Annotated in this window: 20 protein-coding genes; 6 read left to right on the top strand and 14 right to left on the bottom strand. The window is 55.1% G+C overall.

Translation table 11 applies throughout. The features are described from left to right. Positions 1–17 precede the first annotated feature (17 nt). The 3 genes from ribE to thiL all read left to right on the top strand — a co-directional run bounded on the left by ribE (position 18) and on the right by thiL (position 1978). Positions 18–488: a 6,7-dimethyl-8-ribityllumazine synthase gene (ribE, locus tag KW829_RS16045; protein ID WP_006176874.1), complete on the top strand. Its 471-nt coding sequence runs from the start codon at positions 18–20 to the stop codon at positions 486–488. Between the two features lie 21 nt (positions 489–509). Next, positions 510–929, top strand: coding sequence for a transcription antitermination factor NusB (gene nusB / locus KW829_RS16040; RefSeq protein WP_006809908.1), 420 nt, complete (start codon positions 510–512; stop codon positions 927–929). Positions 930–1006: 77 nt separating this feature from the next. After that, positions 1007–1978, top strand: coding sequence for a thiamine-phosphate kinase (thiL, locus tag KW829_RS16035; RefSeq protein ID WP_218308597.1), 972 nt, complete (start codon positions 1007–1009; stop codon positions 1976–1978). 101 nt (positions 1979–2079) lie between these two features. Here the strand turns inward: thiL and KW829_RS16030 are convergent, their stop codons facing one another. The 4 genes from KW829_RS16030 to xseB all read right to left on the bottom strand — a co-directional run bounded on the left by KW829_RS16030 (position 2080) and on the right by xseB (position 6147). Beyond that, positions 2080–3054, bottom strand: a complete 975-nt coding sequence (locus KW829_RS16030; protein ID WP_218308596.1) for an aldo/keto reductase — start codon at positions 3052–3054, stop codon at positions 2080–2082. A gap of 63 nt (positions 3055–3117) precedes the next feature. Continuing rightward, positions 3118–4980, bottom strand: coding sequence for a 1-deoxy-D-xylulose-5-phosphate synthase (dxs, locus tag KW829_RS16025; RefSeq protein WP_010428079.1), 1863 nt, complete (start codon positions 4978–4980; stop codon positions 3118–3120). A gap of 24 nt (positions 4981–5004) precedes the next feature. Then, positions 5005–5904 (bottom strand): (2E,6E)-farnesyl diphosphate synthase, encoded by a 900-nt coding sequence (gene ispA, locus KW829_RS16020; protein ID WP_010428080.1) that lies wholly within the window; start codon positions 5902–5904, stop codon positions 5005–5007. After that, complete coding sequence (xseB, locus tag KW829_RS16015) at positions 5905–6147, bottom strand: exodeoxyribonuclease VII small subunit (protein WP_003859094.1); 243 nt, start codon at positions 6145–6147, stop codon at positions 5905–5907. It lies immediately after the preceding gene. Between the two features lie 178 nt (positions 6148–6325). Between xseB and thiI the strand changes: the two genes are divergently transcribed. Beyond that, on the top strand, positions 6326–7774 hold the full coding sequence (thiI, locus tag KW829_RS16010) for a tRNA uracil 4-sulfurtransferase ThiI (RefSeq protein ID WP_010428085.1): 1449 nt from the start codon (positions 6326–6328) through the stop codon (positions 7772–7774). Between the two features lie 117 nt (positions 7775–7891). Here the strand turns inward: thiI and yajL are convergent, their stop codons facing one another. Then, complete coding sequence (gene yajL, locus KW829_RS16005; protein ID WP_218308595.1) at positions 7892–8482, bottom strand: protein deglycase YajL; 591 nt, start codon at positions 8480–8482, stop codon at positions 7892–7894. Continuing rightward, positions 8445–9356 carry a 2-dehydropantoate 2-reductase gene (gene panE / locus KW829_RS16000; RefSeq protein ID WP_010428088.1) on the bottom strand — a complete coding sequence of 304 codons (912 nt, stop codon included), beginning with the start codon at positions 9354–9356 and terminating at the stop codon, positions 8445–8447. Before panE ends, yajL begins: the two co-directional genes overlap by 38 nt. A 125-nt stretch (positions 9357–9481) precedes the next feature. Here panE and KW829_RS15995 point away from each other — a divergent pair, with 125 nt between their 5' ends. Then, a complete protein-coding gene (locus KW829_RS15995; protein ID WP_042320808.1) occupies positions 9482–9973 on the top strand; it encodes a YajQ family cyclic di-GMP-binding protein in 492 nt (163 codons plus the stop codon). 32 nt (positions 9974–10005) lie between these two features. Here KW829_RS15995 and KW829_RS15990 read toward each other — a convergent pair whose 3' ends face one another. The 8 genes from KW829_RS15990 to KW829_RS15955 all read right to left on the bottom strand — a co-directional run bounded on the left by KW829_RS15990 (position 10006) and on the right by KW829_RS15955 (position 18945). Next, positions 10006–11367, bottom strand: a complete 1362-nt coding sequence (locus tag KW829_RS15990) for an MFS transporter (protein WP_215230696.1) — start codon at positions 11365–11367, stop codon at positions 10006–10008. 213 nt (positions 11368–11580) lie between these two features. Continuing rightward, positions 11581–12468 (bottom strand): heme o synthase, encoded by an 888-nt coding sequence (gene cyoE, locus KW829_RS15985; RefSeq protein WP_010428092.1) that lies wholly within the window; start codon positions 12466–12468, stop codon positions 11581–11583. Positions 12469–12479: 11 nt separating this feature from the next. Continuing rightward, complete coding sequence (locus KW829_RS15980; protein WP_006809888.1) at positions 12480–12806, bottom strand: cytochrome o ubiquinol oxidase subunit IV; 327 nt, start codon at positions 12804–12806, stop codon at positions 12480–12482. Next, the gene (locus KW829_RS15975) at positions 12806–13420 is read right to left on the bottom strand and encodes a cytochrome o ubiquinol oxidase subunit III (RefSeq protein WP_006176900.1); all 615 of its coding nucleotides are present in this window, start codon (positions 13418–13420) and stop codon (positions 12806–12808) included. Before KW829_RS15975 ends, KW829_RS15980 begins: the two co-directional genes overlap by 1 nt. Further along, positions 13410–15401 carry a cytochrome o ubiquinol oxidase subunit I gene (cyoB, locus tag KW829_RS15970; RefSeq protein ID WP_089600909.1) on the bottom strand — a complete coding sequence of 664 codons (1992 nt, stop codon included), beginning with the start codon at positions 15399–15401 and terminating at the stop codon, positions 13410–13412. Before cyoB ends, KW829_RS15975 begins: the two co-directional genes overlap by 11 nt. A gap of 16 nt (positions 15402–15417) precedes the next feature. Beyond that, complete coding sequence (gene cyoA, locus KW829_RS15965) at positions 15418–16365, bottom strand: cytochrome o ubiquinol oxidase subunit II (RefSeq protein WP_089600911.1); 948 nt, start codon at positions 16363–16365, stop codon at positions 15418–15420. 478 nt (positions 16366–16843) lie between these two features. Then, complete coding sequence (gene ampG / locus KW829_RS15960; protein WP_218308594.1) at positions 16844–18319, bottom strand: muropeptide MFS transporter AmpG; 1476 nt, start codon at positions 18317–18319, stop codon at positions 16844–16846. Between the two features lie 47 nt (positions 18320–18366). Beyond that, positions 18367–18945: a lipoprotein gene (locus tag KW829_RS15955; protein ID WP_010428101.1), complete on the bottom strand. Its 579-nt coding sequence runs from the start codon at positions 18943–18945 to the stop codon at positions 18367–18369. 305 nt (positions 18946–19250) lie between these two features. On the opposite strand from KW829_RS15955, the gene bolA reads away from it, so the two are divergent. Continuing rightward, positions 19251–19568: a transcriptional regulator BolA gene (gene bolA, locus KW829_RS15950; RefSeq protein WP_010428102.1), complete on the top strand. Its 318-nt coding sequence runs from the start codon at positions 19251–19253 to the stop codon at positions 19566–19568. The last annotated feature ends 305 nt before the right edge of the window (positions 19569–19873 follow it).

The raw sequence follows: 19873 nt of genomic DNA, 5'->3' as shown, positions 1-19873 counted from the left end.
ACCCGTAAAGGAAGAGTATGAACATTATTGAAGCTGCTGTAGCTACCCCGGACGCTCGCGTCGCCATCACCATTGCGCGTTTCAACAACTTCATCAACGACAGCCTGCTGGAAGGTGCGATTGACGCCCTGAAACGTATCGGCCAGGTTAAAGATGACAACATTACCGTTGTTTGGGTTCCAGGCGCTTACGAACTGCCACTGGCGGCGGGCGCGCTGGCGAAAACCGGTAAATACGACGCGGTGATTGCGCTGGGTACTGTTATTCGTGGCGGCACTGCGCACTTCGAATACGTTGCGGGCGGTGCAAGCAATGGTCTGGCTCACGTTGCACAGGATGCTGAAATTCCTGTCGCATTCGGCGTGCTGACTACCGAAAGTATTGAACAAGCCATCGAACGTGCTGGCACCAAAGCCGGTAACAAAGGTGCAGAAGCTGCACTGACCGCGCTTGAAATGATCAATGTATTGAAAGCCATCAAGGCCTGATTTTTTTGTAAGGGGAATTCCGTGAAACCTGCTGCTCGTCGCCGCGCCCGTGAATGTGCCGTTCAGGCGCTTTACTCCTGGCAGTTGTCCCAGAACGACATCGCTGATGTTGAATACCAGTTCCTGTCAGAACAGGACGTGAAAGATGTTGACGTTCTGTACTTCCGTGAACTGCTGTCGGGAGTGGCGACTAATAGCGCGTATCTCGATGGCCTGATGAAGCCATACCTGTCTCGCCTGCTCGAAGAGCTGGGCCAGGTGGAAAAAGCAGTGTTGCGTATCGCGCTGTTTGAGCTGTCTAAACGTGATGATGTGCCGTACAAAGTGGCCATCAACGAAGCGATCGAACTGGCGAAAACCTTCGGCGCTGAAGACAGCCACAAGTTTGTAAACGGCGTACTTGATAAAGCAGCACCTGCGATCCGTCCCCACAAAAAGTGATCCGCAAACCGGAGTTCTGCATTGCCTGACGGGCAGTGCGGCTCCGGTTTTTTCTTTTATTTGCTGAGGCATAACGTATGGCATGCGGCGAATTCTCCCTGATTGCCCGTTATTTCGACCGTGTCAGAACCTCTCGTCTTGATGTTGAAACCGGCATTGGCGATGACTGTGCACTTCTCAATATCCCCGAAAAACAGACGCTGGCAATCAGCACCGACACCCTGGTGTGCGGGCGTCATTTCCTGCCCGATATCGATCCTGCCGATCTGGCGTATAAAGCGCTGGCGGTGAACGTTAGCGATCTGGCGGCGATGGGTGCCGATCCTGCCTGGCTGACGCTGGCTCTGACGTTGCCAGAGGTCGATGAAGCCTGGCTGGAAGCGTTTAGCGACACGCTGTTTGAACAGCTGAATTATTACGATATGCAGTTGATTGGCGGTGATACCACTGCCGGGCCGCTGTCGATGACGCTGGCGATCCACGGCTATGTGCCGCTCGGCCGCGCGCTGAAGCGCTCGGGCGCAAAACCAGGCGACTGGATCTACGTGACCGGTACGCCGGGTGACAGCGCGGCAGGGCTGGCGGTCCTTCAGAGCCGTTTAACGGTTGGAGATGCTGACGATGCGGCGCATCTGGTGAAGCGCCATCTGCGGCCAACGCCGCGTATTCTGCACGGCCAGGCGCTGCGCGAGCGGGCAAGCTCGGCTATCGATCTCTCTGACGGGCTGATCTCCGATCTCGGGCATATCCTGAAGGCCAGCGGCGTGGGCGCACGCGTTGACCTGGACCTGTTCCCGCTGTCGGAGCAACTGCTTCGCCATGTCGAACCTGAGCAGGCGCTGCGCTGGGCGCTGTCCGGGGGTGAAGACTACGAACTGTGCTTCACCGTACCGGAGCTGAACCGCGGAACGCTGGACGTGGCGTTAGCGCATCTCGGCGCGAAATTTACCTGCATCGGGCAGATTATGCCGGAGAGCGAAGGGCTGAAGTTTGTCCGTGAAGGTGCGCCGGTGACGCTCGACTGGAAAGGGTACGATCACTTCGCGTAAGTTTGTGCGCTCTGTATTACCGGGTGGCGCTGCGCTTACCCGGCCTACAAATAGGGTGCGATCGTAGGCCGGGTAAGGCGAAGCCGCCACCCGGCAAGTGTTTACTTAAACCCCACCACCGGATGCTGCTGATACGGCGTCTCCAGCTCGGCAATCTGCTCCGGCGTCAGCGTGATGTCCACCGCATTCAGCAGCTCATCCAGTTGTTCTTCCCGCGACGTGCCGATAATCGGTGCGGCAACCCCGCGTTTACTGAGCAGCCATGCCAGCGCCACTTGGGCGCGGGTTGCACCGGTATCGTCGGCAATGCCTGCCAGACGTTCGGCAATCAGCGCATCGCTGGCTTCTGTACCGTCATAGAGATTTTTCCCCACTTCATCCGATACCAGGCGAGCCGTGGTTTCGCCCCATGGACGGGTCAGTCGACCGCGCGCCAGCGGGCTCCACGGGATCACCGCCACACCTTCCTGATGGCACAGCGGCAGCATCTCACGCTCTTCTTCACGATAGATCAGGTTGTAGTGATCCTGCATGGTGACAAAGCGTGCCCAGCCGTGCTGTGCCTGGAGATCCAGCGCCTGGGCAAACTGCGACGCGTGCATAGACGACGCGCCGATGTAGCGCGCTTTACCGGCTTTCACCACGTCGTTCAGCGCTTCAAGGGTCTCTTCAATGGGGGTGTTGTAATCCCAGCGGTGGATCTGCAGCAGGTCGACGTAATCCATGTTCAGGCGGCGAAGGCTGTCATCAATGGAACGCAGGATTTGCGCGCGAGAAAGGCCTTCGGGTAGATCGCCCGTCTGGTGATAAACCTTGGTAGCGACGACGATCTCATCCCGCCGGGAAAAGTCGCGCAGAGCGCGGCCAACGATCTCCTCGCTGCTGCCGTCGGAGTAGCTGTTGGCGGTGTCAAAGAAGTTAATGCCGCCTTCAATGGCGCGTTTGATAATCGGACGACTGCTCTCTTCCGGCAGCGTCCAGGCGTGGTTTCCCCGATCCGGCTCGCCAAAGGTCATGCAGCCCAGGCAAAGTCGGGAAACCTTCAGGTCCGTTTTTCCTAACGTAGTGTATTGCACGGTTCCGCTCCTGCTATTTTAAACATGAGGTTTAAGCATAGCAGGAGCGGTAAAGGGGAGGGGTTATGCCAGCCAGCTGCGGATTTTGGCTTCGATACCTGCGGCATCCAGACCAATCGCCGCGCGGGCTTCGTCCTGGGTACCTTGCGGAATGAAATGATCCGGCAGGCCGAGGTTCAGCACCGGAACGGCTTTACGGTTTGCCATCAGCACCTCGTTTACGCCGCTGCCCGCGCCGCCCATGATGGCGTTTTCTTCCAGCGTCACCAGCACGTCGTGGCTTTCCGCCATGCTCAGGATCAGGGACTCATCGAGCGGCTTAACGAAGCGCATATCCACCAGCGTGGCATTCAGCGTTTCGGCCACTTTTGCCGCTTCCGGCATCAGCGTGCCGAAGTTCAGGATCGCCACTTTCTCACCGCGACGCTTCACCAGGCCTTTACCGATCGCCAGTTTTTCCAGCGGCTGAAGTTCAACGCCCAGGGCATTGCCGCGCGGGTAGCGAACCGCGCTCGGACCGTCCTGATAGTGGTAACCGGTAAACAGCATCTGGCGACATTCGTTCTCGTCGCTCGGCGTCATGATCACCATGTCCGGGATGCAACGCAGGAAAGAGAGATCAAATGCGCCCTGGTGCGTCTGACCGTCGGCACCCACGATGCCCGCGCGGTCGATAGCAAACAGCACCGGCAGCTTCTGGATGGCAACATCGTGAATAACCTGATCGTAGGCGCGTTGCAGGAAGGTGGAGTAAATTGCCACCACCGGCTTGTAGCCACCGATCGCCAGACCCGCCGCAAACGTCACCGCATGTTGCTCGGCGATGGCGACGTCAAAATACTGGTCAGGGTATTTTTTGGAAAACTCGACCATGCCGGAGCCTTCACGCATGGCGGGCGTCACAGCCATCAGCTTGTTGTCTTTGGCCGCGGTTTCACACAGCCAGTCGCCGAAGATTTTCGAATAGCTCGGCATACCGCCGCTGCTTTTTGGCAGACAGCCGCTGGTATGGTCAAACTTCGGCACCGCGTGGAAGGTGATCGGATCTTTTTCCGCCGGTTCGTAGCCACGCCCTTTTTTGGTCATGATGTGCAGGAACTGCGGGCCTTTCAGGTCGCGCATGTTCTTGAGCGTGGTCACCAGCCCCAGTACGTCGTGGCCGTCAACCGGGCCGATGTAGTTAAAGCCCAACTCCTCAAACAGCGTGCCCGGCACCACCATGCCTTTGATGTGTTCTTCGGTACGCTTGAGCAGCTCTTTAATCGGCGGTACGCCGGAAAAGACTTTTTTGCCGCCTTCGCGCAGCGAGGAGTAAAGCTTGCCGGAAAGCAGCTGTGCCAGATGGTTATTCAGCGCACCCACGTTCTCGGAGATCGACATTTCGTTATCGTTCAGGATAACCAGCATGTCCGGCTTGATATCACCCGCGTGGTTCATTGCCTCGAAGGCCATACCCGCAGTGATCGCCCCGTCGCCAATCACGCAGACGGTACGGCGCTGTTTATTCTCTTTTTCTGCGGCAACGGCAATACCGATACCCGCTGAAATGGAGGTGGAGGAGTGACCGACGCTCAGTACGTCATACTCGCTCTCGCCGCGCCACGGGAACGGGTGCAGGCCGCCTTTCTGGCGAATAGTGCCAATTTTATCACGACGACCGGTCAGAATTTTGTGCGGATAGGCCTGATGGCCTACATCCCAGATGAGCTGGTCGAACGGCGTGTTATAGACGTAATGCAGCGCCACGGTCAGCTCAACCGTGCCAAGCCCGGAGGCGAAATGGCCGCTGGAGCGGCTAACGCTGTCGAGCAGGTAGCGACGCAGTTCGTCGCACAGCTTCGGCAGGCTCTCTTTCGGCAACAGGCGTAACTCCTGGGTGGAGTCAACTAACGCCAGTGTCGGGTATTTGGCAATATCAAAACTCATCAAAGGCTCATCGAGATAGGTTGTTTATTTATCACGCTGGATTATGTAGTCCGCTAGCGCTTCCAGTGCCGAGGTATCCAGCGATTGCGCGGCCAGCTGATTCAGCGACTGGCGGGCATCCTCTATCAGGTCCCGGGCTTTACGTTGGGCTTGCTCAAGACCCAGCAGGGCGGGGTAGGTACTTTTGCCAAGCTGCTGGTCCGCACCCTGACGTTTACCCAATGTTGCAGTATCGCCCACCACATCCAGAATGTCATCCTGAACCTGGAATGCCAGACCGATACTTTCTGCGTATCTGTCCAGAATCGGCAGGGCTTTGCGCCCGTGTTCACCCGCGCTCAGCGCGCCCAGGCGAACGGCTGCACGAATGAGCGCACCCGTCTTATGGCGATGAATGCGCTCCAGCTGTTCCAGATTAACCTGACGACCTTCCGCCTCTAAATCCAGTGCCTGACCGCCGCACATCCCGGCGACGCCGCTGGCCATTGCCAGTTCGGAGACCATCGCCAGACGGTCACGATCGGCCACTTCCGCCATCGGTGCATCGCTTAAAATCGAGAATGCCAGCGTTTGAAGAGCATCCCCCGCCAGAATGGCATTCGCCTCGCCAAACTTAATGTGGCAGGTTGGCTGACCGCGACGCAGATCGTCGTCGTCCATGGCCGGGAGATCGTCGTGGATCAGCGAATAGGCGTGGATGCACTCCACGGCGGCTGCCGGGGCGTCCAGCGTGTTATCGCTGATACCGAACATATTCCCCGTGGCGTACACCAGGAACGGGCGCAGGCGCTTTCCACCCAAGAGTGCGCCATAGTGCATGGCTTCAACCAGTGGAGTGTTCTGAAAAGGCTGCGGTTCAATGAAACGGCGCAGGGCATCATTGGCGCGAACAACGCGCGCCTGAAGCGCGTTAGCAAAATCCATTTACTCGGCGTCCGGTGTGAAAGGCGTGGTTTTCGCGTCTTCGCTGTCGGAAAGCAGGATCTGCACGCGCTGCTCGGCCTGCTGCAGTTTAACCTGCCCCTGGCGCGCAAGCTGCACGCCACGTTCGAATTCGTTGAGCGCGTCTTCCAGCGGGAGATCGCCGCTCTCAAGACGGGTAACTATCTGCTCCAGCTCACTCAGCGCAGTTTCAAAACTGGCCGGTGCGTCGTTCTTCTTCGGCATAGTGAATTGACTCTTATATTCTTCGCCCCATCATGGTAACGGACTCGGGGCAATTATCAAATAACGCGAGCGGCGCGATGGTGGTATACTTGCGCGCCTGGATGCAGCCACGGGTGTGGGCTGCTGTATCATTTTCCATTACAAGCCTTAATACGCTTGCCTAAGAAACATTGCCGCCATGAAGTTTATCATTAAATTGTTCCCTGAAATCACCATCAAAAGCCAATCTGTGCGTTTGCGCTTTATTAAAATTCTCACCGGGAACATTCGTAACGTATTAAAGCACTACGACGAAACGCTCGCCGTGGTGCGTCACTGGGACCACGTGGAAGTGCGCGCCAAAGACGAAAACAAACGTCTTGATATCCGCGACGCGCTGACCCGTATTCCGGGTATTCACCATATTCTGGAAGTGGAAGACGTCCCTTTCACCTCTATGCACGACATCTTCGAAAAAGCGCTGGTTCAGTATCGCGATCAGATCGAAGGCAAAACCTTCTGCGTGCGCGTGAAGCGTCGCGGCAAGCACGAGTTTAGCTCTATTGAAGTTGAGCGCTACGTGGGCGGCGGTCTGAACCAGCACGTCGAAACGGCGCGCGTGCGTCTGACCAACCCGGACGTGACCGTGAACCTGGAGATCGAAAACGATCGCCTGCTGCTGGTAAAAGGGCGCTATGAAGGCATCGGTGGCTTCCCAATCGGCACTCAGGAAGACGTATTGTCGCTGATCTCCGGCGGCTTCGACTCCGGCGTCTCCAGCTATATGCTGATGCGTCGCGGCTGTCGCGTACACTATTGTTTCTTCAACCTGGGCGGCGCGGCGCATGAAATCGGCGTTCGTCAGGTGGCGCATTACTTGTGGAACCGCTTCGGCAGCTCCCACCGCGTGCGTTTTGTGGCGATCAACTTCGAACCCGTGGTCGGCGAAATCCTCGAAAAAGTGGACGACGGCCAGATGGGCGTGGTGCTGAAGCGCATGATGGTACGTGCGGCGTCTAAAGTGGCTGAACGCTACGGCGTGCAGGCGCTGGTGACCGGTGAAGCGCTGGGCCAGGTTTCCAGCCAGACGCTGACCAACCTGCGTCTGATCGACAACGTGTCTGATACGCTAATCCTGCGTCCGCTGATCTCCCACGACAAAGAGCACATCATCGATCTGGCGCGCGAAATCGGCACCGAAGATTTTGCCCGCACTATGCCGGAATACTGCGGCGTGATCTCAAAAAGCCCAACCGTGAAAGCGGTGAAGGCGAAGATCGAAGCGGAAGAAGAGCACTTCGATTTTGGCATTCTGGAAAAAGTGGTGGCGGAAGCGTCCAACATTGATATCCGCGAGATTGCCCAGCAGACCGAGCAGGACGTGGTTGAAGTTGAAACCGTGAGCGGTTTCGGTGCTAACGATGCGATTCTGGATATCCGCTCTATCGACGAGCAGGATGACAAGCCGCTGAAAGTTGAAGGCGTGGACGTGGTTTCTCTGCCGTTCTACAAGCTGAGCACCAAGTTTGGCGATCTTGACCAGAGCAAAACGTATCTGCTGTGGTGTGAGCGCGGGGTGATGAGCCGCCTGCAGGCGCTGTATCTGCGCGAGCAGGGCTTTGCCAATGTGAAGGTGTATCGCCCGTAGATTCTCGCCGGGGAGTGCGGCCTGATGCCCTCACCCCGACCCTCTCCCACAGGGAGAGGGAGAAAAGATAGATGAGCACGTGTAGGCCGGGTAAGGCGTAGCCGCCACCCGGCTTTTTTATTCGTAATAATTATAAATCCCCGCTGGCATCACCAGCGACGATGCCACTTCGTGCGCTTTCTCGCGTCCGACAAGCAGGTCAATAATCTTCAGCGCAAAATCAATCGCGGTGCCTGGCCCCTGGCTGGTGAGCAGGTTGACGCGCGGATCCCAGACCACGCGTTTATCCACCCAATGCTCTTCCGGGATCGTATCCTTAAGCCCCGGGAAGCCGGTCATGTTGCCGATGGGAAAGATATCGTGCGGCACCAGAACCGTTCCTGCTGCGGCACAGATAGCCGCGACGATGCGGCCGGATAAATGAAACTGACGCACGGTTTCAACCAGCAGCGGGCTGTCGCGAAAACATTCCGCGCCTTTCAGGCCGCCGGGCAGGACGATGATGTCGTACTCTCCGTCAGCCACCTGTACCAGCGGTGCATCCGCCAGGATTTTCACCCCGCGTGAACAGGTGATTGCCAGATTACCGTCGCTGGCGACGCTGGCGGTGGTGACCTTAATGCCGCCACGCACCATCAAATCGATAGTGGTGACGGCTTCCATCTCTTCGCTACCAGGGGCGAGGCAAATCAGTGCCGACGCGCTCATATTCACTCTCCTTACGTTTAACAAGGTCATACAGTCGGGCGTTTTCCGGCACCGCGATGCCGTGCGCGCGGGCGCGTTTTAACAGATAGCCAGTGATGTAGTCGATTTCCGTGTGGCGTAAAGCCCGAACGTCCTGCAGCATCGAGGAGATATTTTCTGCCGTACTATCAATAACCTGCTCGACATAATAACGTAAATCATCCGCCGAGGTATGCAGGCCTTCACGTTCAATCACCGAGGCGACTTCTTCACACAGCGCGGCAATCTCCTGAGGATGGTTTTTCAGCTCACCGTTCGGACAGTCCCACAGCGCCGTCAGCGGGTTGATCACGCAGTTCACCGCCAGCTTGCGCCACAGCTGAGGGCGGATGTTGTTGTGCCAGGCGACGTCTGGTAGCACTTTCTGTAACACGTCCGCCAGATAACTGTAGTCGCCGTCCTGCTCGCGGGCCGGACCGATATGGGTCACGCCGCTCGCAACATGCACGATGATATTGCCATCGCGCCGCGCCGCCTGAGTCGTGGTGGCCATTAGCAGCGGCTGCGAGATGCTCTTGAGTTCATCAATGGTTCCCATGCCATTATGCAGCAGCAAAATGGGGGCTGTGGGGGGGAGCTGCGCGGCCAGCGCTTTTACCGCATCGGAAACCTGCCACGCCTTGAGCGTCACCAGCAGCAGGTCGCTTTGCGCAAGGAAATCAGGATCATTGGCGGTAAGGGATTCGTTAAAGATACTTCCGTCTTCATCAATCAGATTTACACTGCAATAGGGCTGAGGCACGCGCAGCCAGCCCTGCACCTCATGTCCGTGCTTACATAGCGCGGTCAGCCATAGCTGACCCAGGGCTCCGCAACCGAGCACTGTAATTTTCATTGTTCCTCCTCACCTGCAACTGCGCCAGGTGTTACGGCCTAATTATAGCGCCGTCGACTATGCTTTTGAGTTATGCCTTGTTGCGGGTATTATGCAACGCAACAAAAATGAAGGGAGAAGAAAAGATGCCATCTTTCGATATTGTTTCCGAAGTTGATATCCAGGAAGTGCGTAACGGCGTGGATAACGCCAGCCGTGAAGTTGAGTCACGTTTCGATTTCCGTGGCGTTGAGGCGACGTTTGAACTGAACGACGCAAATAAGACCATTAAGGTGCTGAGCGAGTCTGATTTCCAGGTCAATCAGCTGCTCGACATTTTGCGCGCCAAGCTGTTAAAGCGCGGCATTGAAGGTACCTCGCTGGACGTGCCGGAAGAGTTTGTCCACAGCGGCAAAACCTGGTTCGTGGAAGCGAAGCTGAAGCAGGGCATTGAGAGCGCGGTGCAGAAGAAGATCGTGAAGCTCATCAAAGACAGCAAGCTGAAGGTGCAGGCGCAAATCCAGGGCGAAGAGATTCGTGTGACCGGGAAATCTCGCGACGACCTGCAGGGCGTGATGGCGCTGATCCGCGGCGGCGATCTGGGACAGCCGTTCCAGTTCAAAAATTTCCGCGATTAAGACAAAAATGCCCGGTTTAACCGGGCATTTTTTTAAGCTTTCAGGGCCTGCTCCACCTCGAAGCGGTTGGTCACCTTGCTGTCTATTTTAACGTAAGCGCTACGTTCCTCCGGAACGATCAGCACTTCAGTCACGCCTTCTTTTGCTTCCAGACGCTGTTTGAGCGCATCACTGACGTCGACCTCTTCCGGAATTTCCACGCGCAGGCTGCTCACGTAGCGTGGCTCTTTCATGGTGCTGGCAACCAGCAGCCAGACCATCGCCAGCAGCGCACCGGCGAGAAACACGGTTTGCGAATCAAACAGGCCGTCCACCCAGCCGCCGAGCGAGCCGCCAATGGCCACCCCGAGGAACTGGCTGGTGGAGTAAATGCCCATTGCCGTACCCTTATAGCCCGCCGGAGATTCTTTACTGATAAGCGACGGCAGCAGCGCTTCCATCAGGTTAAACGCCAGGAAGAACAGCTGTACGCCAGCAACCAGTTCCCAGAAGTGCGGGCCGGAGCCCCAGAGCACGATCTCGGCAACCAGCAGCAACGCCACGCAGCCCACGAAAACGCGCTTCATCTTGCGCTTCACTTCGGCGTAGATGATAAACGGCACCACGGAGACAAATGAGATCAGCATCGTCACCAGATAGATTTTCCAGTGCTCGGCGGCAGGGAAGCCCGCAGCGGCAAGCTGGCCGGGCAGGGCGACGAAGGTGGACATCAGCAGAATGTGCAGGCACATAATACCGAAGTTCAGCTTGAGCAGGCGCGGCTCGACAATCACCTTACTAAAGCAGCCTTTCACCATTCCGGATTCACGGTTCAGAACGTGGTTTTTGCTGTCCGGCACCACCCACAGCGTAAGCGCGATCCCGATGGTCGCCAGCACGGCAATCATCCAGAACAGGGCGTGCAGCCCCAGTTTGTGGGTGATGACAGGGCCGAGCACCATCGCAATCGCAAACGTCACGCCAAAGCTGACGCCGATAAAGGCCATTGCCTTGGTGCGGTTCTGCTCGCGGGTGAGATCTGAAAGCAGCGCCATCACGGCGGCGGCAATCGCGCCGGAGCCCTGCAGGGCGCGGCCAAGAATAATTCCCCAGATAGAGTGGGAGAGGGCGGCAATTACGCTACCGAGTACAAAGACTAGCAGACCGCCGACAATCAGTGGTTTACGACCAACGCGGTCTGAGAGCAGACCAAAGGGGATCTGAAATACCGCCTGCGCCAGTCCGTAGATACCAATGGCCAAACCAATCAGCGCTTCGCTGGCTCCCTGTAGCGCCATGCCGTACGTGGTCAGAACAGGCAGGACCATAAACATGCCAAGCATCCGTAGCGAGAAAACAGTCCCTAAACCCCAGGTCGCGCGTAGCTCGCCCGGCGTCATTTTATAATCGTTCATTGCCACCTCAATTCAAAAGCAGGCACTAGTTTAGGCGGGGTGTTAATTGCGGTAAATAGGTGTTTGTTTAAGAGATATTACCATCGTGCAAAACCGCGTCAGGTGGCGGCGATGCCTTACCCGACCTACCGATCCCGTAGGCCCGTGCAAGCGTAGCGCCGCCGGGCAAAAAAAAAGCCAGGTGATTAACCTGGCTTTTTCAATTCAGCACACTTACCAGACGTAAGTGAGCAGGTTGTGTGAATCCGGCACCATAAAGTCTACGGACATCATCACGGACAGCGAGGTGATGGCGACAATCGAGAACACAAACAGCTTGCGCGCCCAGACTTTGTCATCTTCCACTTTGTAACCGCGCAGCGCCATGCCGAGCCACCAGACGCTCACTGCAGCCGCCACCACCAGATATTTATACCCGGCGTAGCCGCCCAGAGAGAGCATCAGCGTTGCCACAGCAAAGGCGATGATGTAGAGCGTGATGTGGTTCTTGGCAACGGAAATGCCCTTCACGACCGGCAGAACCGGAATGTTCGCTGCCTGATAATCCTTAAAGCGGAAAATCGCGATGGCATAGGAGTGCGGCATCTGCCACAGGCTAAAGATAGCCAGCAGGATCAGCGCACCGCTGTCGAACTCGTTCGTGACTGCGCAGTAGCCAATCACCGGCGGCGCAGCGCCGGAGAGAGAACCAATCAGCGTGCCGTAGACGGAGTGACGCTTCATATACAGGCTGTAGACGCCCACATACACCACGAACCCCATCACCCCCAGCCAGCAGGCCAGCGGGTTAGCACCAAACCACAGCAGCATAAAGCCAGCAATACCCAGCAAGGTGGCGTACACCAGCGAGACGGAAGGGGCGATCAGGCCTTTCACCAGCACCCGATTTTTGGTCCTTTCCATCTTCTTGTCGATATCCATGTCGATGTAGTTGTTAAATACACAACCGGACGCAACAACCAGTGACACACCGACCAGCGTGTAGATAAAGAGGGTGTAATCAATGCTGCCCTTAGAGGCCAACAGGAACCCTCCGATCACGGAGATCAGGTTGCCAAAGATGATGCCTGGTTTCGTTACTTGCAGGTATTGCTTAAACATACTCGCCGCTCTTAGTGAACCATCATGTTGTAGTTAAGGTTCCACATAATCCAGATGGAACCGACTACCAGGATAGCGATGATAATCACGGTAAAGATAAAGGCCGTCATATTCCAGCCTTCATCGGACTTGGTGTTCATGTGCAGGAAGCAAACCAGATGCACCAGAATCTGAATCACAGCGGTTACCAGGATTGCGCCCAGGATAACCGGCTTAGACGCAGAACCGTTCATCACCATCCAGAACGGGATCACCGTCAGGATGATCGACAGGATGAAACCTGTCATGTAGGTTTTTACGCTGCCGTGGGAAGCGCCATGATCGTTTGAATGACTCATTACATCGCCCCCATCAGATAGACAACAGAGAACACACAGATCCATACCACGTCCAGGAAGTGCCAGAACAGGCTCAGGCACATGATACGGGTACGGTTAGTGCTGGTCAGGCCGCGACGGGATACCTGGAACATCAGTACCGCCATCCAGATCAGACCAGAGGTTACGTGCAGACCGTGAGTACCGACCAGCGCGAAGAACGCGGACAGGAAGCCACTGCGATCCGGACCGAAACCTTCCATGATCAGGTGATGGAATTCATAGATTTCCATCCCGATAAATCCAGCACCAAACAACCAGGTCAACGCCAGCCAGGAGACAACCTGGCTCTTGTTGTTTTTGTACATGGCGATAGCCGCCATGCCGTAGGTGATGGAGCTGAATAACAGCAGTGCGGTTTCAACCAGAACGAACGGCAGTTCAAAGATGTCCTTACCGGTCGGGCCGCCCGCTGTGCCGTTCACCAGAACGGCATAGGTTGCGAACAGACAGCAGAACAGAATGCAGTCGCTCATCAGGTAGATCCAGAAACCGAAGACTTTCATCGGTCCTGTATCGTGGTGCGCATGTTCATGCGCGTGGGCAGTTGAGTGCGCCAGAGTATCAGTTGCCATTTTTCAGCCCCGCTTTAGAAATCTCGTCGAAATGCTGATTTTCCAGCTTTTCAACTTCACGGACTGGTACGTAGTAGTCCACGTCCTCGTCAAAGCTCTTCACAATCCAGCTGATTACGATGCCGGCGAAGCCAACAATCGCCATCCACCAGATGTGCCAGATCATTGCGAAACCAAATACCGTTGCGAATGCGGCAATCACGATGCCCGCGCCGCTGTTTTTCGGCATGTGGATCTCTTCGTAATGAGCAGGTTGCTTGTACGCTTCACCTTTTTCTTTCATTTCCCAGAATGCGTCGCGTTCATGGATCTGCGGCACAACGGCAAAGTTATAGAACGGCGGTGGAGAAGAGGTCGCCCACTCCAGCGTACGGCCACCCCATGGGTCACCGGTCAGGTCACGGTTCTGGTCGCGGTCGCGAATAGACACGTAGAACTGAATCAGCTGAGACGCGATACCACAGGCAATCAGCACTGCGCCGCCTGCTGCAACCATCAGCATTGGGTGGAACTGCGGATCGATCTGCTGGCTCAGACGACGGGTCATACCCATGAAGCCCAGCACGTACAGCGGCATAAATGCTACGAAGAAGCCGATGATCCAGAACCAGAACGCGCGTTTACCCCATTTTTCGTTCAGCGTGAAGCCGAACGCTTTTGGCCACCAGTAGGTTACGCCAGCGAAGCAGCCGAAGACCACGCCACCGATGATAACGTTATGGAAGTGCGCAATCAGGAACAGACTGTTGTGCAGCACGAAGTCAGCACCCGGTACCGCCAGCAGTACGCCGGTCATCCCACCTACGGAGAAGGTCACGATGAAGCCGATGGTCCACAGCATTGCTGAGTGGAACACGATACGGCCCTGGTACATGGTGAACAGCCAGTTGAAGATCTTCACCCCGGTAGGGATGGCGATAATCATGGTCGTAATACCGAAGAAGGCGTTTACGTTCGCGCCCGCACCCATGGTGAAGAAGTGGTGCAGCCAAACGATGAACGACAGAACGGTAATACAGACGGTTGCCCACACCAGAGAGGTGTAACCAAACAGACGTTTACGCGAGAAGGTTGCAGCGATTTCGGAGAACACACCGAAGACCGGCAGAACCAGGATGTACACTTCCGGGTGACCCCAGGCCCAAATCAGGTTGATGTACATCATCATGTTGCCACCCATATCATTCGTGAAGAAATGGGTGCCCAGGTAGCGGTCCAGGGTCAGCAGCGCGATGGTGACAGTCAGGATTGGGAAGGACGCAATGATCAGGATGTTGGCGCACAGAGATGCCCAGGTAAATACCGGCATCTTGAACATGGTCATGCCAGGGGCACGCATCTTGATAATGGTCACGAAGAAGTTGATACCGGTCAGGGTCGTACCGACACCGGAGAGCTGAAGCGCCCAAATCCAGTAGTCGACGCCAACGCCCGGACTGTACTCAATTCCCGACAGCGGCGGGTACGCCAGCCAGCCGGTCTGAGCAAATTCGCCCACACCCAGTGACAGGTTAACCAGGATAACGCCGACAACCGTGAACCAGAAGCTCAGGTTGTTCAGGAATGGGAACGCCACGTCGCGCGCGCCGATTTGCAGCGGAACGACAACGTTCATCAGACCGATAACCAGCGGCATCGCCACGAAGAAGATCATGATAACGCCGTGGGCGGTAAAGATCTGATCGTAGTGGTGCGGCGGCAGGAAGCCGGCTTCACCCGCCGAGGCGAGTGCCTGCTGGCTACGCATCATGATCGCATCCGCAAAGCCACGAATTAACATGACGATACCGACGATGCAGTACATGATGCCGAGTTTTTTGTGGTCAACCGAAGTCAGCCACTCATTCCACAGGTAGCTCCACTTACCGAAGTAAGTGATCAAGCCCAGTAAGGCTGCGCCACCGATGATAATTGCAGCCACCGTAACCACGATAATGGGTTCGTGGTAGGGCACTGCATCCAGTGTCAATTTTCCGAACATTTTCTTCCTCGGCCCCTTAGTGAGCGGTTTCCGCGTGGCTCATGTCCATGCCTTCCATACCTTCGTGCGCGCTGTGCTCGCCTTCAGGTTGGGTCATGTCCATGCTCTTGCCGTGATCCATAAATTTGCCAATGACGTCTTTAAACAAATCTGGTTTCACGTTAGAGAAGTACTCCACCTTGTTGTATTCGCTAGGCGTAGCCACTTTTTCGAACGCCGCCATGTCAGACATGGTGTTAGTAGACTGCTTCGCTTTTTCAACCCACTGGTCGAAAGCGGCACGGTCTGGCGTTGCGATAGCTTTGAACTTCATACCTGAGAAGCCCGGGCCGCTATAGCTGGCGGAGATACCATCATAGGTGCCTGCTTCATTCGCGATCAGGTGCAGGTTAGTCTGCATACCGGCCATCGCGTAAATCTGGCTACCCAGACGCGGGATGAAGAAGGAGTTCATTACGGAGTTGGAGGTCACTTTGAACTGAACCGGAGTGTTCGCCGGGAAGGCGATTTCATTCACGGTAGCAATGCCCTGCTCTGGATAGATGAAGAACCATTTCCAGTCCATGGAGACCACTTCAATGGTAATAGGTTTCTCATCGTGAACCAGCGGTTTGCTTGGCTCAAGTGCGTGAGTGGTTTTCCAGGTCAGAACGGCAAGGAACAGGATGATCAGAATAGGTACCGTCCAGACCACAGCTTCCACTTTATTGGAGTGTGACCAGTTAGGGCTATACTTCGCATCTTTATTGCTCGCACGATACTTCCAGGCGAAACCAACTGCCATCAAAATGGCTGGAATAACCACAATCATCATCAGGCCAAATGCCGTCAGAATCAGTGAACGTTGTTCCAGTCCAATCTGTCCTTTGGGGTCTAGTAGTGCAGAATCGCAGCCACTGAGTAATACAGTGCCCGCGAATAATGACAACCATCCCAAACTTTTATTGTATTTCCCGAGTCTCATTTAACGACCTCAATTCCACGGAGTCTGGTGGCGTTTAAAGTGTGGGGGCATTTTACGGGAAGGTTACATTACTGTAAACATCATTAGGCCTGTGTCAGGAAGGTGTTACTGGGTTCTGCCGCACATGTCACAAGTGTTGCAAATTATGTCGCTTTTTAAGACATAAGCCGCATGGCGCGGGCTTTATAACGAAAGGACCCCCAAGCATACCCTAAAAGGGGCAATTGGTATAACCATTGTTAAAAATATACAAAAAATTAACAATTAATTATCAATAAAAAGACAACTAAAAAACGAAAATTCAATGTTTCAAATGCTGAATCGTTTAATGAGAAAATAGAGTTTGGAATTGACTCCAATAATTTCCAGAAGCTATCCCGCACAAAACAACAAATATTTTTTTTCGCGATCGTCGGTTATTTCGCCGTTATAATTTCACTTCGTGATTACAACGGGAAATAACCTTTCGTTTTTTTCTTCAGCTCATCTGCGTTTTGCGCAATGCCAGAAAATCGAGAAGTCCCCCGATCAGGATCCCGGCGATGGCGAGCAGGGCACCCACGTCCAGCAGGAGCGTTTCGAGCGGGAGCGTCAGAGAGGTGGTTGCATTAATGATGAGTACGACAAGCCACAATCCCAGCGCAAGGCACCCCACCGTTAACAACCATAAGGCAAAACGGTAGGCGCGGTGATACTCGGTACGCGGCATAAAGTGTTCAGTACGCTGGGTATATTCCAGCGTTTGACGACACACCAGCAGCAATAAAATCCCCGGCACGGCGGCAACCACCGAGAAGAGATAAAATGTCGGCCAGCCGTGGGCTTCAACGAACCAGCCTGCAATGGGGCCGACGTAAACGCGGCCCACGGCGGAAAGTGCTGAAAGCAGGGCAAACTGCGTGGCCGAAAATGATTTGTTGCACAGGGTCATCAGCAGGGCGACAAAGGCTGCCGTTCCCATTCCGCCGCAGAGGTTTTCAAAGAACACGGCTGCCGCCATGCTGATCATATGCTTATCGGAAATCGACAGCAGCCAGTAGCCCGCGTTCGACGCCCCTTGCAGGATGCCGAAGATCAGCAGGGCGCGGAACAGCGTCAGCCGCTGCATCAACACGCCGCCGTACAAGGCGCCGACGATAGTTGCAAACAGTCCCAGCGTTTTATTCACCACGCCAACTTCCCCGGCATCAAAACCGACGCCGCGTATGAGGAAGGTGGTGGTCAGACTCATGGCAAAGGCATCGCCGAGCTTATACAGGACAATCAGCAGCAAAATCAGCCAGGCATTGTTGCGGCCAAAAAAATCACGCAATGGTTCAGCGACGGCCTGCTCCAGCGAGCGTGGAACCGGGATCACATCGCTCGGTTCAGGCGCGAACAGGGTGGCAATAATGCAGGGGATCAGCAGTGCGGCCATCAGCCAGTACATGCCCTGCCAGCCGAGATAGCGGTCAGCAAGCCACAGTGCGAGTCCACCGGAAACCAGCATGCCCAGTCGATAGCCCAGCACGCTGATGGCGGCACCCGCACCACGCTCTTCCGCTGGCAACACGTCCGTTTTCCAGGCATCGAACACGATATCCTGCGACGCGGAACAGAAGGCAATCACCACCGCAAGCGCCGCCATCCAGCGCAATTGCGTGGAAGGTTCGAGGAAGCCCATGGCGGCAATGGCCAGCAGTAACAGCACCTGCGTCATGACCAGCCAACCGCGACGCCGCCCGAGGAACGGCGGCGTATAACGGTCCATCACCGGAGACCAGAGGAACTTAAAGACGTAAGCCTGGCCGACAAGCGAGAAGAAGCCGATGGTTTTGAGATCGATATTCTCGACGGTCATCCACGCCTGTAAGGTGCCGGAGGTGAGCGCGAGGGGTAAACCGGAGGCGAAACCGAGGATCAGCAGAATGGCTGATTTCGGTTGCTGGAAAATGCGTAAGTAGTGACTGGACATGTTTTTATTGAAACTGACCCGGCGAAGCACCGGGTCAGTGCGCAGAATTAACGAGCGTTCTGCTTGATGAAGTCATGAATGCTGGTGTCCTGCGCCATATCGGCGATGGTGTCAGTCAGCACGCTGTTTACCGCGTTAGCAATGTTCTGGTTGGATGCCTGGAACGCACCTTCAACAGAGTAGCTGGCGCGGTAATTTTTGGTCATCTTGTTGCCGTTTTTCGCGGTAGCAATGATGGCGATATCCGCTTTGGTCGCGATGTTGTAGCGCACGTTACCCTGGGAGACGTCAGCGTACAGGTTGTTCACGATGATCTGCAGATCAACCGCGCCGCTTGGCCCAATCATATAACCGCGAGAGGTCATCTGCTTCTCGAGCACTTCCTGCAGCAGGAAGCGCAGGTCGCGGGAGGCGGTCAGCGTAACCTGCTGGTTATCGCGGGTCACTTTTGCCAGCGCCTGGTCCTGACGCTGATCGGCACCGTTAATGCTCACGGTCACACCCATCAGGCTTGGATCCTGCTGAGGCAGGGTAATTTTTGGTGACACATCAATAGTCGTTGGCGGGGTTGCGCAGCCTGCCAGCATAAAAAGTGCTACCAACGGAAAGAAGAGTTTTTTTAACATTTTCAGGTTCTCAACGAATCGTAAGCATATAAAGAGAAAAATTGTCGTCATCATAACATCGCTAACGGCGAGGGGAAGTGGTCAACGCATGTAAATTCATCGCCTTGTCCGAAAACTGACCAGTTCACCGTTTTTCTCAATCCGTGTATGACAAAACGTATGAGCCTCACAGTGAACTTCATTCGTTTGAATGAGAAAATCAGACGAAAGCTAAATATTTGTTGTCAAGGTGTAATGGAAACGGTAAAAGCGGCTAACATTTAAAGGGATGGGTGACATCCTGGCGTTGTCGGAGGAGTAATTTCATGATGATACGTGAGCAGATAGAAGATAAATTAAGGGCAGCTTTTAACCCTGTGTTTCTCGAAGTTGTCGACGAAAGCTATCGTCATAACGTACCGGCGGGTTCTGAAAGCCACTTTAAAGTGGTTCTGGTCAGCGATCGTTTCCTGGGAGAGCGTTTCCTGAACCGACATCGCTTGATCTACAGTACCCTGACGGAAGAACTCTCCACAACCGTACATGCGCTGGCGCTGCATACCTACACCATTAAGGAATGGGAAGGCTTGCAGGATACGGTATTCGCATCACCGCCTTGTCGCGGCGCAGGCACCATAGCCTGATAAATCGGATTTGCAACGGTTGGAGCTTTTCCAGTATGTTGCTTGCAGATTTCCTCAAAACGGCCTCCGGGCCGTTTTGTTTTGTCTGAGTTTTGAGCGGATGGTGCGATTTTAAGGCTAAAAATAGCCTTAAAGTGTGAAAAAAGCCGCAGCAACATGCCCCAACCGTTCTCGACTCACCTAAGTGATGCCGCTATAATGCCGCGTCTTATTGAATGTCTTCGGGATGATTCTGGCGACAGGGAATGTGAATCTGCACTAAGAGAGCATCCCGGTAAAACAGACAGATTCAGAGTTGACCGAGC

Origin of the sequence: Enterobacter sp. ENT02 (assembly GCF_019219165.1) — a bacterium.
GTDB classification, from domain to species: Bacteria; Pseudomonadota; Gammaproteobacteria; order Enterobacterales; family Enterobacteriaceae; genus Enterobacter; species Enterobacter mori.
The sequence above is the reverse complement of the archived record's forward strand: the minus strand, read 5'-3'. Positions and strand labels throughout refer to the sequence as shown.